13 protein-coding genes are annotated in these 16145 nt (G+C 41.4%); 8 read left to right on the plus strand and 5 right to left on the minus strand.

The annotated features are described in order from the left end of the window. The first annotated feature begins 340 nt into the window (after positions 1 to 340). From Xkoz_RS09405 to lhgO, 3 genes are all read left to right on the plus strand, one after another. Positions 341 to 1375, plus strand: coding sequence for a TAXI family TRAP transporter solute-binding subunit (locus Xkoz_RS09405; RefSeq protein WP_099141944.1), 1035 nt, complete (start codon positions 341 to 343; stop codon positions 1373 to 1375). Between the two features lie 66 nt (positions 1376 to 1441). Further along, positions 1442 to 3412, plus strand: coding sequence for a TRAP transporter permease (locus tag Xkoz_RS09410; protein WP_099141912.1), 1971 nt, complete (start codon positions 1442 to 1444; stop codon positions 3410 to 3412). Further along, the gene (gene lhgO, locus Xkoz_RS09415) at positions 3405 to 4595 is read left to right on the plus strand and encodes an L-2-hydroxyglutarate oxidase (RefSeq protein WP_099141913.1); all 1191 of its coding nucleotides are present in this window, start codon (positions 3405 to 3407) and stop codon (positions 4593 to 4595) included. Before Xkoz_RS09410 ends, lhgO begins: the two co-directional genes overlap by 8 nt. 128 nt (positions 4596 to 4723) lie before the next feature. On the opposite strand, the gene Xkoz_RS09420 is transcribed toward lhgO, so the two are convergent. Both Xkoz_RS09420 and Xkoz_RS09425 read right to left on the minus strand, forming a co-directional pair. Continuing rightward, positions 4724 to 5293, minus strand: a complete 570-nt coding sequence (locus tag Xkoz_RS09420) for a HutD/Ves family protein (protein ID WP_099141914.1) — start codon at positions 5291 to 5293, stop codon at positions 4724 to 4726. Positions 5294 to 5419: 126 nt separating this feature from the next. Then, entirely contained in the window at positions 5420 to 6841 is a 1422-nt protein-coding gene (locus Xkoz_RS09425; RefSeq protein ID WP_099141915.1) for an aminotransferase-like domain-containing protein, read from the minus strand. Between the two features lie 636 nt (positions 6842 to 7477). Here Xkoz_RS09425 and yegD point away from each other — a divergent pair. Further along, the gene (yegD, locus tag Xkoz_RS09430; RefSeq protein ID WP_099141916.1) at positions 7478 to 8830 is read left to right on the plus strand and encodes a molecular chaperone; all 1353 of its coding nucleotides are present in this window, start codon (positions 7478 to 7480) and stop codon (positions 8828 to 8830) included. Positions 8831 to 9075: 245 nt separating this feature from the next. On the opposite strand, the gene Xkoz_RS09440 is transcribed toward yegD, so the two are convergent. Further along, on the minus strand, positions 9076 to 9606 hold the full coding sequence (locus tag Xkoz_RS09440; RefSeq protein ID WP_099141917.1) for an HPP family protein: 531 nt from the start codon (positions 9604 to 9606) through the stop codon (positions 9076 to 9078). A gap of 161 nt (positions 9607 to 9767) precedes the next feature. Between Xkoz_RS09440 and Xkoz_RS09445 the strand changes: the two genes are divergently transcribed. Then, positions 9768 to 10310, plus strand: coding sequence for a TetR/AcrR family transcriptional regulator (locus tag Xkoz_RS09445; RefSeq protein ID WP_244183441.1), 543 nt, complete (start codon positions 9768 to 9770; stop codon positions 10308 to 10310). Between the two features lie 153 nt (positions 10311 to 10463). Here Xkoz_RS09445 and Xkoz_RS09450 read toward each other — a convergent pair whose 3' ends face one another. Next, complete coding sequence (locus tag Xkoz_RS09450) at positions 10464 to 11603, minus strand: hypothetical protein (protein WP_099141918.1); 1140 nt, start codon at positions 11601 to 11603, stop codon at positions 10464 to 10466. Between the two features lie 450 nt (positions 11604 to 12053). On the opposite strand from Xkoz_RS09450, the gene Xkoz_RS09455 reads away from it, so the two are divergent. Genes Xkoz_RS09455 through Xkoz_RS09465 form a run of 3 tightly spaced genes read left to right on the plus strand, consistent with a single transcriptional unit; the run spans position 12054 to position 14539 of the window. After that, positions 12054 to 13403 (plus strand): cytochrome ubiquinol oxidase subunit I, encoded by a 1350-nt coding sequence (locus Xkoz_RS09455; RefSeq protein WP_099141919.1) that lies wholly within the window; start codon positions 12054 to 12056, stop codon positions 13401 to 13403. After that, entirely contained in the window at positions 13393 to 14400 is a 1008-nt protein-coding gene (gene cydB, locus Xkoz_RS09460; protein WP_099141920.1) for a cytochrome d ubiquinol oxidase subunit II, read from the plus strand. Before Xkoz_RS09455 ends, cydB begins: the two co-directional genes overlap by 11 nt. Next, positions 14381 to 14539: a DUF2474 domain-containing protein gene (locus Xkoz_RS09465; protein WP_099141921.1), complete on the plus strand. Its 159-nt coding sequence runs from the start codon at positions 14381 to 14383 to the stop codon at positions 14537 to 14539. Before cydB ends, Xkoz_RS09465 begins: the two co-directional genes overlap by 20 nt. 560 nt (positions 14540 to 15099) lie before the next feature. Here the strand turns inward: Xkoz_RS09465 and Xkoz_RS09470 are convergent. Beyond that, complete coding sequence (locus Xkoz_RS09470; protein WP_099141922.1) at positions 15100 to 15975, minus strand: hypothetical protein; 876 nt, start codon at positions 15973 to 15975, stop codon at positions 15100 to 15102. Positions 15976 to 16145: the final 170 nt, after the last annotated feature.

Raw genomic sequence — 16145 nt, forward strand, 5'->3', positions numbered from 1 at the left:
AGCTATTGAATTAGCTGTATTACAAATCATCCGTATTGAATCATCATCAAACGAGAGTGATTTTTTACTAAATTGTGGTTTCCCTTAAAATTAATATGAAATTCACTTATAAAACCTGATTTTTTTATCCTCGGCAAGAGGATACTGCGCCCTTCCAGCGCTTAAAATCGATCAGTGATTTCATATTTTCCGTCTATTTTTTTAGGCATACAAAACACCTATCACAAATTTTCAACATAATACTCTGAACCCGATGGGTAATGTTGTATACAAGTTAATGCAAATATTTAACATTTATGACACAACATCATCGGGTAATCACATTATGACGATAAAGAATATGGCCTCCTCAAAAGTAAAACTCCTATTGACGGCTATTGTCGCCATTGCTCTGGTCATCATGGCTATTACAGGAAAAATGGAAAATGCCAAGAAACGTTTTCTCTCCGTTGCCACCGCTTCCACAGGCGGTACTTATTATCCAATGGGAGTCGGCTTAGCCAATATCTGGAGTAACCATCTGAAACAAGAGAATATTCAGGTCACGGGGCAATCTTCAGCCGGCTCGATTGAAAATATTGATCTACTCCAAAAAAATGAGGCGCAACTCGCTATATTACAGAGTTTGATCGCCGTTGAAGCCTATCAAGGTGTCCGAAATTTCAAAAACCATCCTTATCAGGATCTGCGTTCTATCTCCGTTCTTTGGCCAAATGTTGAACACTTTGTTTTGTTAGACGATAAAGTCAAAGATGGAACGTTAAGCGATATTGCCGGAACACATTTTTCTGTCGGACCGCAAGCCAGTGGTACTGAGCAATCTACCCTGATTATTCTGCAAGGTGTCAATCTCAGCAAACAGGATATCTATCCTGAGTATCTGGGCTATGGCGATACCGTTTCAGCCATGCGGGACGGTCGCCTTGATGGTGGTGCCTTACCTGCGGGTGTACCCGCTTCGGCAGTGACCGATATGTATGCCAGTGGCGTTCCTGCCCGAATTCTCAATGTGACGGATAAGCAACTAGAAAAAATCAACGCTATCGCCAACTCATGGTTCCGGTTTGTCATTAAACCAGACACTTACCCACGACAAAAACAGCCTATCCAAACTATTGCGCAACCCAATATTCTGATGACAACACGCAAAATAGATGAAAAAACCATCTATGAATTAACCAAAGTGATGTTTGAAAACCAGAAGGAAGTTCACCAGATCCATAGCTCCGCGCAATACATCCTGCCTGAAAACGCCTTAAAAGGTGTTTCCGTCCCATTACATCTTGGTGCCTACCAATATTATCGTGAAATTGGCCTGGCTATTCCTGACTATCTTGTACCTCCAGAACTGAAATCGACGGACAGCCAACAATGACTTTTGAGCTGAAACTAACCCTGATTTTCCCATCATGCTATTGACCATGATAATTATGGAGTCACTATGAACACTGATAATGTCACATCATCCACGATAGAATTGGATAAAGAAGCAGGTTCAGGCAGTCGCCAATTAAGCGGTTTCTATTTGAAGTTTACGACAATACTTGCCATCGCCATTTCCCTTTATGCTATCTATTCCAATGCGTTATCCAATACGCAGGAGTTTTATCGTAATGTAACATTTCTTGGTGGCATTCTGGTGTTAGGTTTTATTCTGTTTCCCATTTCTAAGCGTTATTCAACAGCCAAATTCAATTATTGGGATTACCTGTTTATTCTGCTTACCTTGGTTAGTTATGGGTATTTTTACTTTACTTACACTGACTTGCATGTTGTACGCAACAGCATACCCAATTCCACAGATTATGTGATGTCGATTATTGGCATCGCTGTATTGTTTGAGGTAGCCAGACGCACAACAGGCTATTTCATACCGGGTTTATCGCTTTTTGCCATCATCTATGCCTTATTTGGTGAATATTTCATGGGCATTTTCGGGCATGCCGGATTTTCGCTTGAGCGTCTATTGTTTCGCTTATTTATGACTAGCGAAGGTATTTTCGGCATTACCCTATCCACAGCGTCAACGGCAATCATTGTTTTTATCCTGTTTGGCGCATTCTTAAGTGTCAGCGGTGCGACGGCATTATTCAATGATCTTGCTATGGCAATAGCTGGACGTCGTCGTGGTGGGCCTGCCCAGGTCGCGGTCATTTCCTCTGCTTTGACGGGATCACTGAGTGGCAGTGCAGTTGCCAACGTTGCCACAACCGGCACCTTCACCATTCCCCTCATGAAAAACATTGGCCTGTCTCCCCGTTTTGCCGGCGCTGTCGAAGCCGCAGCGTCAACAGGCGGCATGATCATGCCACCAATTATGGGGGCAGCCGCATTTATCATGGCGGGTTTTTTGGGCATCTCTTATACCACGATTGTCATTGCGGCTATCATTCCGGCACTGCTCTATTACGCAGCCCTGATTATCGCGATTGATTTGGAAGCCAAGAAACAAGGATTGCAAGGCATCAGTAAGGAAAATATTCCCAAAGTCAAAACCGTACTCAAGTCCCGTGGCCTACTATTACTGCCACTCTTTATCGTCATTGGGACTTTATTAACCGGCAAGACCCCGATTTATGCCGGTTTCCTCGGTATTATCGCGATAATCATTGCAAGTTGGATCACACCGGATACTTCCGTGCGCATGACTCCCAGAAAAATCGCCTCTGCCCTGAATGAAGCTGCGCGTGGCGCTATTCAGGTGACGGTTGCCTGTGCAGCCATTGGCGTGATTATCTGTGTTGTCACGATGACAGGAATTGGATCAACCCTCGCGTTCAATATCGTATCCCTGACCAACAATACACTGTGGATGATCCTGCTTGTCGTTATGTTCGTTTGTATCGTCCTCAGCATGGGGCTGCCTTCGACTGCCTTGTACATTGTTGTTGCAGTGACGGTGTCACCTATATTAATCAAAGCGGGCGTTTTACCATTAGCTGCTCATTTCTTTGTTTTCTGGTTTGGCGCACTTTCCAATATCACGCCACCTGTCGCACTCGCCAGTTATACGGCTGCCAGTATTGCCCGTTCTGATCCCATACAGACCTCATGGAAAGCCGTACACCTGGCTCTGCCAGGGTTTATCATTCCATTTATTTTGGTCTACAACCCTGCATTATTGATGCAAGGCGATGATTTAAATGCCCTATCCATTAGTTATATGATCCTGACTGCCCTGATTGGCATTTATTCACTTTCCATTGCCAGCGCAAATTTTTGGATGTACAAAACGCATTGGTTAGAAAGAATTCTCTTCGCCATTGCTGCCATCCTTCTCATCAAACCGGGAATGATCACTGACCTAATTGGAATAGCGTTGATTATCGTGGCGGGGATCCTGCATTTTTTACGTAATAAATGGGAACATGCAAAAAACAAACATCATGAGGAACATCCTAAAAATGTATGACGTCATTATTATTGGTGCAGGATTGGTCGGGCTTGGTGCCGCCCATGCTTTGCAAGAACAACATCCACATTTGCGCTTGCTGATATTAGATAAAGAAAATGGCGTGGCAGCGCATCAAAGCGGCCATAACAGCAACGTCGTACACTCCGGCATTTACTATGCACCCGGCAGTTTAAAAGCAAGGTTGGCGAAACAGGGAAACCACACAATATATGCGTTTTGTCAGCGGCATGGATTATATTACGACCGTTGCGGGAAGGTGATTGTTGCAACGCAGCTCAAAGAGCTTCCTTTACTGGAAAATATCTACCAGCGAGGATTGAAAAACGGCCTTGAAGTCAGCCTGCTTTCGCAAGCCCAACTGAAAGAACGCGAACCTTATGTCAACGGGCTTGAGGCAATATTCGTGCCGGATGCCGGGATCGTGAATTACCCAGAAATTGCGGCCAAACTGGCCGAAATAATTCAAACCAAGGGTGGCGATATTCATTATCAGCAGCAAGTCCAAGGTATTTATGAATCGGGTGACCACGTTGAAGTACACACTCAGCAAACCCGTTATCAGGCAAAATGGTTGATAAATTGTGCTGGATTGCACAGTGACAGAATTGCCAGGTTAGCAGGCTATGAGACAGGTATGAAGATCGTTCCCTTCCGCGGTGAATATTATGTCCTGGACAGCAGCAAAAACCATCTGGTCAATCACCTGATTTATCCCGTTCCTAATCCTGACTTTCCTTTCCTCGGTGTCCATTTTACACGAATGCACAACGGCAAACGGGATGTTGGCCCCAATGCCGTATTGGCATTTAAACGTGAGGGATATCATAAAACAGATTTCAATTTACGGGATTTAGCCGAGGTACTGGCTTACAAAGGATTTTGGAAAATAGCCACACGTTATTTCTGTGAAGGCATGGCAGAAATGCGACGCTCCTTTTCTCGCCAGCTTTTTACCGAAAATGCCCGCCAGCTTATTCCTGATTTGCAACCGGAAGATATCACACCAGGGCCAGCCGGCGTGCGAGCCCAGGCACTCACTGCCGATGGCAAATTAGTGGATGATTTTTACTTTGTGAAAGGCCGACGTTCACTGCACGTTTGCAATGCACCTTCACCAGCAGCCACGGCTTCAATAGAGATTGGCCGAGAAATGATAAGACGATATTTTACTGACTTGTGAGGATTAGGATGTTTCAAACTGACAGATACCGAAAAAGCGGTGACTGTCAGTGATGTCATTAACCCGTAAAACGATGGCCCGCTATAAAACAGGCCACTTGTTAGATTAATTCGCATTGTTTATCCCACTCACCCAATCGGGCGTAAATCAACCCACAATAACTGGCTATCCGCAATCAATGGCTTAATGACTCCTTCCCGTATATCCGGCAACCACCATGCACCTTGCCCAAAAGTAAGCTGGACACAATTCGCTCCCGCCATTTCCCAACGCCCCTTTAAAACATAAAGTGCGCCGCTGTGTGATGTGGGCAGTGAGCGCTCATCAGAAACCACTGAAATCTCAGAAGCCCAGCATGAACGACGCGTCATGATATTGAAACACTGGACGGGACCGTCCAATAATTCCGCATGTGTCAAAATATCACCTGAAAAATGGAATGGCGTCATCTTTTTCACCAGTTCATGCTCCAAAAAACCTGGGCTAGTCAAGCGGATACCTTTTCCTTTTAATAAAACAATTGTGCGTTCAATATCAGGAAATTGCCCTAATACCTCACTTTGATAGATCGCCGTAAAACAGGCTCGCCAGGAAAAATCATCAGACACAGGCCAACAAACAATATCCTTTGTTTCGCCTTTTCCCCCAGACCATTGCACCCTAGGTAACGTTGCATAATCGAAACATTTCATTTTCATGCCACTCCCTCACCACTTTTAAACTTTGTTTACAGAGCCAAAAAATAACCAGTGTCAACTTGTTAACAGAAACATTGGCAAATAATTTCCCTTGCGACAATATTGAAATAGTTGAAATGTGATTGATTACCCGCATTCCTTTACGAGCATATGACAAATATTCCCCAGTTCTTTCATTGCCGCAGCCTGTGTTTCATTCCAGGCAAATGAAGTGTTCAAACGAAAGGCATGATCAAACTGGGCACTCGTGGAAAACATACTACCGGGTGCAATGCTGATCTTCTTTGCCAGGGCCAGTTGATAGAGTCGCTTGGCATTAAAAGGGGGTTCAAACTCCAGCCAGAGAAAATAACCACCACGTGCGCTGTTCACTTTCACGGATTGGGGAAAATATTCACTGATCGCCCACAGCATCCGGCTTTGACGTTGTTCCAACTGCCGCCTTAAGCGACGCAAGTGGTTGTCATATCCTCCCTGCGCCAAATAGTCCGCAATCGCCAGTTGTGTCGGCGTACTGGCAGATACCGTGCTCATCATCTGTAATTGTTGAATTGTCTTCGCGTGTTTGCCTGCCGCAACCCAGCCTACCCGATAACCCGGAGCAAGACATTTTGAAAATGATGCACAGTGCATAAAATTATTTTCTGTATCCCACGCTTTTATTGGCGCCGGAGGTTCTTGCCCGAAATACAATTCACCATAGACATCATCTTCGATCAGGGCAATCTGGCGTTGGTTCAAAATTTCGACCAATCGCTGTTTATTTTCAGGCGGCATTGTGCTGCACAGTGGATTTTGGAAACGCGACATCAACCAACAGGCTTTTATTGGATATTTTTGCACAATGTCTTCCAGCGTATCCAAATCGATACCTGTATGGGGATCAGTTTTAATGGCAACCGCTTTCAAACGTAACCGTTCTATCGCCTGCAATGCACCATAAAAAGCGGGCGATTCAATCACCACCCAATCCCCCGGCGAAGTGACAGACTGCAAACTGAAACTTAACGACTCCATCGCACCAGCCGTAATGACAATTTCATCAGGAGAAACATGGATACCGTGAGAAGCATAACGACGGGATATATTACGCCGTAACTTCTCATTACCCGGAGGCAAATTTGCCAGTGAACTGTGTGGCACGAAACGGCGAGCGACTGAGGCCAATATTTTTGATAATTTGGGTTCTACCAATAGAGAGGGATCGGGAAATGCCGAACCGAAAGGAATAATGTGCGGATCTTTGCATGCCTGCAATACATCGAAAATAGATGCACTGATCTCCACATTTTCACTTAAATTGAGGGCCTTTCCCCCTTTTGCCGCGGCAAAAGGTTTTAACCGCGTGGCAACATAGTACCCGGATTGTGGACGCGCGACGATCCATCCTTGACTTTCCAATAATTGGTAGGCTTGTAGCACCGTCATCAAACTCAAGCCCGATGATTTCACTGATTCCCGCAATGATGGCAATCTATCCCCTACTTGCCAAATATCGTCCTCTATTTGCTGGCGGATCACCCCAGCCAACTGTTCGTAACGCGTCATATGCTTGGCCTTTGTTTAAACTGTTATAGATATAAATAAAAAAATTTTCAGTATTATACTTGGTATCCTTAGAAACAGAAATCACTCTATGAGTGGGGTCAAAAAAATATGGCTGAAAAAGAAAATATTCATATATAGCCGTCGCCTTTCAATATGCGTCTTATATCTCCCCGCGCAGCGGGGAGATATAAATACTCTCATGGGTTTGCAACCTGCAACTTGAAGTTTAATAGGGATATAACTTCGCTATGATACATTATAAAACAATAGCAATGAAATATAATAAATGAAGTTTTCATATTGTTCATTATTGAAAATAACATCATTCCAATATTTATTTATTTTTCCCTATAAATAGGTTGTCATAATAGCGATACACTCAACGTATCAGGAAGTGATCTACAATTTTGGGTTCTTATTTATTAACAGGAAAATAAAAACACAAAAAATAATAAAATTTAAACACTGCCTTGATTATCATTTATATGCAACCCATGCTTTATACCTATTAATCTTCCTTTAAGCTAGCGGTACGATTAAATGAAAGTCAATAAACTAAGCTCGCATTCAGGGCAAATTTAGGATAGGATCTTCGCCCTTTTTTGAAATTTTCCACAATTAAACATGAGGAAACCTATGTTTATCGGTTTTGATTATGGCACATCAAATTGCGTGGTAGCAGAAATGCTCGAAGACACACCACAGCTAATTGCTATCGAAGATGGTAACTTCTACATGCCTTCTGCTTTGGCTGCCCCAAACCGAGAATCGGTTTCCGAACATTTATTTCGTCACTGGAATATCAAACCCGGTAATCAAACAGGGGAGCAATTACTTCGTCGCGCGATCACAACAAACCGCGAAGAAGGCATCGAACTTTCACCCGGCGACCTCGTTTTTGGGCAAAAAGCATTGGCCCGCTATCTGGAAGATCCTCAAGATGTTTACTACGTTAAATCACCGAAATCTTTTCTAGGAGCAATGGGGTTAAGAGATATTCAAATCAGTTTTTTTGAGGATCTGGTTTGCGCCATGATGACGAATATTAAACAACAAGTAGAAGCGAATAAACAGCAAACTGTTGAGGATGTTGTCATTGGGCGCCCAATCAATTTTCATGGGCGTGGTGGCGATAAATCGAACCAACAAGCTGAAAATATCTTATTTAATGCCGCAAGGCGAGCAGGTTTCCGCAACATTGAATTCCAATTTGAACCCGTGGCAGCAGGCCTGGAATATGAAGCCACATTAGCAGAAGACAAGACGGTGTTGGTCGTTGATATTGGGGGCGGGACAACAGATTGCTCTCTGATCCAAATGGGACCAAGTTGGCGGGGTCAATTTGAGCGTAATGACAGCCTATTGGCGCACACGGGTCAACGTATTGGGGGGAATGATTTAGATATTAACCTGACGTTTAAACAGCTAATGCACCCTTTTGGATTAGGCAGCAAAGTTACCTCAGGTATTGACATGCCATTGACGCAATTCTGGAATCCTATTGCTATCAATGATATACAAGCCCAAAAAGAGTTCTACTCTCGCCAGAACTTAGCAACATTAAAATCCATGCACAGAGATGCCCAAGAACCAGAAAAACTCGCCCGTTTATTGAAAGTGTACCAAGATACATTAGGATACAGTCTTGTTCGCAGTGCAGAGGAAGCCAAGATTGCCCTTTCAGGGCAGTCTGAGTACCGCGTTAAACTTAATCTATTATCAGAAACGATTGAAGTTAATATTCAGCGTGATCAAATGATTACGGCAATTGAATCCACTAAAGAAAAAATGGCGAAATTAGTCAGCGAAGCCGTCGCACAAGGTGGAACCCAACCGGATGTGATCTTTATGACAGGTGGCTCAGCCAGTTCACCTATTCTGCGCCAGGCAGTTGAACAAGAGTTACCCAATATCCCGCTGGTTGGTGGTAATTATTTCGGTTCAGTAACGACAGGCCTGGCACGCTGGGCAAAAATTTGTTTTGCTTAATAGAAGACAAGCAGGCCCAATAATATTGGGCTGCTTTTTATTAAAAATCCATCAATTTATTTAGATAAATCAATTACTATTGATAAATCAGAATAATTATTTAAAAAGATATTAAAAGTGATTAATTAAATGACCACTTTATCTCAATTATCTCAATTATCTCAATTATCTCAATTATCTCAATTATCTCAATTATCTCAATTATCTCAATTATCTCAATTATCTCAATTATCTCAATTATCTCATTAACCACCTTTTCTTTTGGTAAATCCATGCCAATATACTGGCCAGCGATGTTCTTTTCCTAAGTTATTAATAAAAGAGGCGATCACAACAAGCGCCAAACTACCCGTCAACACAGGGGTAAACAGAAAATCAAAACCGACGACTTCCTGCCCGGCCAAAAATACAACCAATGGATTAGCCCCCGCAGGTGGATGAACAACGCGGAATAATTGCATCAACATAATGGCTATCCCTACCGCCAGAGACATCACAATTAAAGAATCCCCCAATGTGTATAATGTGATAAGGCCAACAAGAGTGGTCAGTAAATGCCCACCAATAATATTTCTTGGTTGGGCAAGCGGAGAAGTTGGGGCTGCGAAAAGGATGACGCAGGTTGCCCCAAAAGGTGCCATTAACCACGGATATTCTGTTGTTTGGCTTAAACAGCCCAACACCAAAATAGCCAAAAACCCCCCGCATAACCCTTTAATTAATTGAATAAAATCGGGTTTTGGTGGTAAGACACCCCCACCCCTCAATTTGTTCATTCTTTATTCTCCAGATGATTGGTATGCACTACTTATTCAGCAAATATGATATTGTATGTACAAATCTGTTCACTCAATAAATGGTACAGATCTGTACACACAAAAACAACCTCTTATTAAATAAGGTTATTAATCAAAGCCAATTGGAGTCACCAAGAGAAATGACGATAAACAAAAAAGAACATATCTTAGATATTGCAGAATCACTGTTTAACGAATTCGGTTACAACGCGGTCGGGGTTGATCTCATTCGGGATGAAGCAAGTGTGTCAAAAACCTCCATGTATCGCTATTTCGGTTCAAAAAACAAATTGATTGAAAGTTTGCTCATCAGGAGACATAAAAAATTTGAAGAGTCATTAAATAGCACTATATCGGCCCCAGTAGGAACAGAAAGCAAACTGAATGCGATCCTTGATTGGCATTTTTCATGGTTCCAATCTGCTAATTTTAAAGGATGTATGTTCATGCATGCTTTGGCAGAATTTAAAGGCCATGATGAGGCTATTGCCAAACAAGCCCAACAACATAAAACATGGCTAAAATCGCTCTTATTATCTATTTTTCCACCCAACCAGCGGGATGCTGAAACTAAAGCAGAAGTTCTGATAACGTTTATCGAAGGAATGGTAGTCCGAGCTGAATTTGGTGAAGTGACTGGTCATGAACAAATTTACCGGATGGGGGCAAAGGCATTGCTTTAAATTTCTCAAAAGTCATTTTGGAAGAAAAAAGTTAGGGGCAGGCAGAGATTAAGTCATAGCAAACTGGCGTTCAGTATGAACCAAGGGCGTCAGTGAATATAGAAACGTCGTCATGTTGATATTAACCCGCAATTTTTTACGGATTAACATCGGCTACTCACTAAGATGCTTTTTAATACGGTTAAGAATTCCTTTATCATTGACATAAACTAACTCTATATGGTGCGTGGGATCACTATGCATTAATTGTCTTACATACCTCAGCTCCGAATGTCCAATGGCAGAACGATAGTCAAGGGAACCAATATCTTTGTAATCACAATGGCGCCAATTATGATGTAAATTTCGCTCATCAATATTCGATTTTACATTATATTTCTTGGAACGATTATCATCCTCCATATAGAAAATTAATCCTTTAATGGGGGAATTCGGATCTTTGGCTTGCCCTTCAATCCAATCAACGGCTAATTTTGATATTTTTCGCCAATAGGATTTGGCAAAAGTTCGGGTAATCAATTCACCATGTAGCATCTTTTCATAATCTCTCGACACCTTAGGAAGATTTTTAATTCTTTCTATTTCTTTCCTAAAATTTAACATATTTAGGATACCCTCCTTGTCACTCCTAAGATAACTTTCAAAAGCATGGGAGGTATAATCCTTCTCCCTGAGTTCATTAATTAAATTTGGATAGGTAAATGAGTAATTAGCATCCAATTTCCCTGACCTGATCTTTTCTTCTTGTTCTTTTTTTTCTTTTACATAATGAAAAGGGATATTTTTTGCCAAAAAACCCGCCTTGTAATCAGAATAAAATTTTCCACTACCATTCTTGTTTAGATTATTTACCCTTCGTGTAAACGTACTATGGAGTGATATCCTATGTAAGTTTTGGTTTAAAAAATCGCCCCAGCTTTTCAATAGGTAAACAACTGTCTCAGGCTTCACCAAAACCATCAGTTCTTTTTCTTGTTGTGGTGAAAGAGAAAAATTTTCCGGAACGGATTTGTTCCCATGAATAATAAGCCATAAAGAAAGGTAGAAAGATTTCTGACAATTGGACTGGAAAATATCACATGAAATATTAGGAATAATATTTTTATTTTTAATAAAATCATTCATTGAATTTAATAAATTATTTGTTGACGAGTACCATCCTAAGGAAGAATTTAATATATCTATCGTCAGGTATACATCACCATCCCCACGACGCTTTTGATTATATTTTCTTTCCAAATAACCCACTCGCACGCTGTCAAGGCCTAAAACGAACATTATGTTTTTATTCATATCGTCACCTTAATAAAATCACCACAATGTTAAATATTATTGATGTAATAAAATAGTTTAAAAAATGCTTTTCATATCTAAAGGTGGGTTCTCTGTAATAAGTAAGTTTATCTATTTCACTATCTTTTCCCTTTTATGGACATATATCCCAAAATAAGCATATTGGTTAACCTAATTAATATTGATGAAATCGGTACAAATTATACCCACTTTTGAAACAAAAAATAACCATTTTATTTCTGTTCTGGTGCAGGTTTCCCTATCCATCAACGGGTTGGATATAACCAAATTAAGGCCGCAATGTTTTATATGGCTGGCTTTCACCCAAAACTGTTATAGTCAATAACGTAAAAATTGTCACTATTATACTTCAGTTCCCTGTGCTCTACTTGTCTGTACCTTCTAACTTCGTTTACCTATATACCCAATAGATTTCAATAAGAGGTCACTATGTTAGGGTTAAATGCCCTTGAACTTGCAAGGGTACAATTTGCATTTACGGTTTCTTTCCACATTATCTTTCCTGCCATTACGATAGGCTTAGCCAGCTTTTTGGCAGTATTGGAAGGTTTATGGCTTAAAACACGTAATACGGACTACAAAACCTTATTCCACTTCTGGTCAAAAATTTTCGCGGTGAATTTCGGTATGGGGGTGGTTTCGGGTCTGGTGATGGCCTATCAGTTCGGCACCAACTGGAGTTTTTTCTCCGATTTCGCCGGTACGATTACTGGCCCGTTGTTAGTCTATGAAGTGCTGACCGCATTTTTTCTTGAGGCTGGATTCCTCGGTGTTATGCTATTTGGCTGGCAGCGGGTCGGGGAAAAGCTACATTTTTTCTCAACCTGTATGGTCGCGCTCGGCACGATTATTTCGACATTCTGGATACTGGCCTCCAATAGCTGGATGCAAACACCACAAGGCCATGAAATTGTTAATAATCAAGTGATCCCTGTTGACTGGTTTGCAGTGATTTTCAACCCCTCTTTCCCTTATCGCTTGCTGCATATGGGCACAGCGGCATTTCTGGCTTCGGCATTTTTCATTGCGGCTTCTGCTGCCTGGCATTTGCTAAAAGGTAACGATTCATCCGCAATGCGAAAAATGTTGTCAATGGCGATGTGGATGATCCTGATTATTGCGCCATTACAAGCCATGATTGGCGATATGCACGGGCTGAATACGTTAAAATATCAACCGGCTAAAGTTGCTGCGATGGAAGGCCATTGGGAAAATCATCCTGGCGAAGCCACACCGTTAATCCTGTTTGGTATTCCCGATCAGGCAATGGAAGAGACACGTTATGCAGTCAAAATTCCCTATCTTGCCAGCCTGATCCTGACGCATAGCCTGGATAAGCAAGTGCCGGCGTTGAAAGAATTTGCCCCAGAAGATCGCCCTAATGCTTTTATGGTGTTTTGGTCATTTCGCATCATGGTGGGATTGGGGATTTTGATGATTTTTGCTGGCATCTGGGGACTTTGGTTACGCCACAAAAAGCGCCTGTATCAAAATCCGCTCTTTCTCCGTTTTATGCTCTTGATGGCACCTTCCGGCCTTATCGCCATTCTGGCAGGCTGGTTTACCACAGAAATTGGCCGTCAACCGTGGGTTGTCTACGGTTTAATGCGCACCAAAGAGGCGGTATCCGCACACGGTGAGATCCACATGAGCATCAGCCTGCTTATTTTCTTTATCGTTTATACCGCCGTCTTCGGCGTTGGTTATGCCTATATGATGAAACTCATCCGTAAAGGCCTTCCCCCTGCCCTCAATAAGGAGTCAGCAAATGGGCATTGATCTTCCTCTCATTTGGTTCCTGATCATCATATTTAGCACCCTAATGTATATCGTGATGGATGGTTTTGATCTTGGGATCGGCATCTTATATCCAGCGATTAAGGGGCAACCCGATCGCGATTTGATGATGAATTCTGTTGCTCCCGTCTGGGATGGTAATGAAACCTGGCTAGTGCTGGGAGGTGCAGGGTTATTTGGCGCATTCCCTTTGGCTTATGCCGTGATTCTGGATGCACTGGCAATCCCATTGACGATGATGTTATTGGGTTTGATATTTCGTGGTGTTGCTTTTGAATTTCGTTTCAAGGCTGCGGCCAAGCACCAACCTTTCTGGGATAAGGCATTTATTGCCGGTTCAATTATCGCCACTTTTATGCAGGGTATCGTTGTTGGGGCAGTGATTACCGGCTTTTCTGTCGAAAATCGTGTTTATACCGGTAATTATTTTGATTGGTTAGCGCCTTTTCCGCTATTTTGTGGGGTTGGACTCGTTATTGCTTATGCCTTATTAGGATGCGGCTGGCTGGTGATGAAAACAGAAGGTCATCTGCAACAGCACATGTATCGTGTCCTGCGCCCTCTGGCGTTGCTGATGTTAGCAATTATTGTCATTATCAGCATCTGGACACCACTCGCCCACTCAACCATTGCTGAGCGTTGGTTCAGTTTGCCAAATCTATTTTTCTGCATGCCCGTACCCTTATTGGTCTTGTGGTCAAGCTGGCAGCTATTAAAAGCTAACCCAAATTCCAGCCATTACACGCCATTTCTGGCAGCGCTGTTGTTGATTTTTATGGGCTTTACTGGATTGGGCATCAGCCTTTGGCCAAATATTATTCCTCCCTTCATTAGTTACGAAGAGGCTGCCTCCCCGCCTCAATCATTGGGTTTTATGCTGGTTGGCGCTCTGTTCATTATCCCGATTATTTTGACTTATACCTTTTGGAGTTATTATGTCTTCCGAGGAAAAATCACCCATGAACAAGGCTACCATTAAAACAACACCACGACACTCTCCATTATGGAAGCGCCTGGGCTGGATGATCACAATTTGGTTTTGCAGTGTATTGGCCTTATACGCTGTATCTACGTTATTTCGCGCCCTGATGACAATGGCAGGAATGAAAATCAAGTGATAACTCACTATCTTCATGACTAAGGCGGCGCCTGAATTAAGGTTTTAATCAGGACAACAACAGGTTTGTTTAACTGATTAAAACCTTCTCTGACAAGTTAAATGATAAAATACTTGAATATATAGATTACGTCATTGCAATAATGATGCTGGTTTCTTTTACCAGTATAATTATTAAGATTGTTAAAAACTTAACTACCACCTACTGAAGTAGGTGGGTTAGCGTACTTCGGTGCCGACGACTGAAAGTCGTCGAACCACGCACCTCGTAAACGCGCATAGGTCAAAGAATTAAAGTCAACGTCACCGTCTAAAGACGGTGGTTTTAAACCTTTCATATGGAAAAATAAATATTGTGGCTAAAGTTCATCAATACCTTAAATATACAATAGAAAATATTAATACATAGTAAAGATTCTTTATTAGATCAACCCTGACAGTTTGCATTATTGGACACCTCTTCATATTTCTATGGATTTGGAGGTGTCCATTTCATTATAATCAAAAGTCCCCTCTCTCATAAAAACATCTAAATTTAAAATATTAAGCAACCAGATTTCATCAAAAACGCTTATTCATTGTTACCTGGTAAAAGCCGCTAGGAATTCCTACCATTTTTGGCACCCTAACTTCAGGGCGGAATAATCCATTAATAACTTGATTTATTTCATCATCAGTTCGTGCAGATAAAATCAAATTTGCATCATTTTTCATCCATGAATAATTACCAAGATCTCTTATTTCTAAAACAATTGAATAAAGTAATCCTTCTAAACAATTATCAATACCACAGAAATGTGTTTTTTCTCTTGTGAAATTCCTTGTTTCAAGATGTTTGCGTGCTGATTCACTAATATTTTTAATCATCCTACTTTTAGGAGGTTCTAATTTAATTTGATCAATCAGTGTCATAACAGAATGACGGAGTGCCATATTTTCTCTTTTATAGGGAATACGAAAAAAATTAAGCCCGAATATACTGTATGGCTTTTGTAATGTATTACCTACTTCAAGCGAAAAAAACACATAATCATCATTACCCAATCCAAAGCGATCCTGATATGAGGAATTGTGTTCAGGAAACTCAATCTTGTTCACCTTAAGACGACAGCTTGAATAAATAAGCAAATTCTTTGCTGGATTATTTGTTAGATTAGCATTAGTTGCATGAACAATGAAAAAATTTTTTCCCATAAAAGCATCTGCAAATTGTTGTTCCTCATTTGAAAGTGGCAGTATTTTACATCGTAATTCGTCTATATTATTTTGCATACTAATATGTAAATTTCGGGTAAAACCCAAAAGACGCCAACGACTTCCATTATTCATCATCCTGTTTATAGCATTTTTATTCCAACGATCACGCACACATTCTCTATATTTATCCCAGGCTTTTCTTTGTCGTTGTAGTTCTAATTTTTTTTCATCATGGTTCATAATTATAGCCTTAATAAAAATTGAATAATGAAATATAAATTAATTGATTTATATTTATTACAAATCAAATTGACTAATATACCAGTCGTCTTTCAAAATGCGTCTTATATCTCCCCGCTGTGCGGGGAGATATAAGCACTCTCATTGGCTTGCAAACGGCAACTTGAAGT

It is taken from the genome of Xenorhabdus kozodoii, assembly GCF_002632875.1.
GTDB classification, from domain to species: Bacteria; Pseudomonadota; Gammaproteobacteria; order Enterobacterales; family Enterobacteriaceae; genus Xenorhabdus; species Xenorhabdus kozodoii.

Excerpts from the sequence above, each read along its gene's own strand:
- Xkoz_RS09405 (WP_099141944.1), top strand. The coding sequence starts at position 341 with ATGGCCTCCTCAAAAGTAAAACTCCTATTGACGGCTATTGTCGCCATT.
- Xkoz_RS09410 (WP_099141912.1), top strand. The coding sequence starts at position 1,442 with ATGAACACTGATAATGTCACATCATCCACGATAGAATTGGATAAAGAA.
- lhgO (WP_099141913.1), top strand. The coding sequence starts at position 3,405 with ATGTATGACGTCATTATTATTGGTGCAGGATTGGTCGGGCTTGGTGCC.
- Xkoz_RS09420 (WP_099141914.1), bottom strand. The coding sequence starts at position 5,293 with ATGAAAATGAAATGTTTCGATTATGCAACGTTACCTAGGGTGCAATGG.
- Xkoz_RS09425 (WP_099141915.1), bottom strand. The coding sequence starts at position 6,841 with ATGACGCGTTACGAACAGTTGGCTGGGGTGATCCGCCAGCAAATAGAG.
- yegD (WP_099141916.1), top strand. The coding sequence starts at position 7,478 with ATGTTTATCGGTTTTGATTATGGCACATCAAATTGCGTGGTAGCAGAA.
- Xkoz_RS09440 (WP_099141917.1), bottom strand. The coding sequence starts at position 9,606 with ATGAACAAATTGAGGGGTGGGGGTGTCTTACCACCAAAACCCGATTTT.
- Xkoz_RS09445 (WP_244183441.1), top strand. The coding sequence starts at position 9,768 with ATGACGATAAACAAAAAAGAACATATCTTAGATATTGCAGAATCACTG.
- Xkoz_RS09450 (WP_099141918.1), bottom strand. The coding sequence starts at position 11,603 with ATGAATAAAAACATAATGTTCGTTTTAGGCCTTGACAGCGTGCGAGTG.
- Xkoz_RS09455 (WP_099141919.1), top strand. The coding sequence starts at position 12,054 with ATGTTAGGGTTAAATGCCCTTGAACTTGCAAGGGTACAATTTGCATTT.
- cydB (WP_099141920.1), top strand. The coding sequence starts at position 13,393 with ATGGGCATTGATCTTCCTCTCATTTGGTTCCTGATCATCATATTTAGC.
- Xkoz_RS09465 (WP_099141921.1), top strand. The coding sequence starts at position 14,381 with ATGAACAAGGCTACCATTAAAACAACACCACGACACTCTCCATTATGG.
- Xkoz_RS09470 (WP_099141922.1), bottom strand. The coding sequence starts at position 15,975 with ATGAACCATGATGAAAAAAAATTAGAACTACAACGACAAAGAAAAGCC.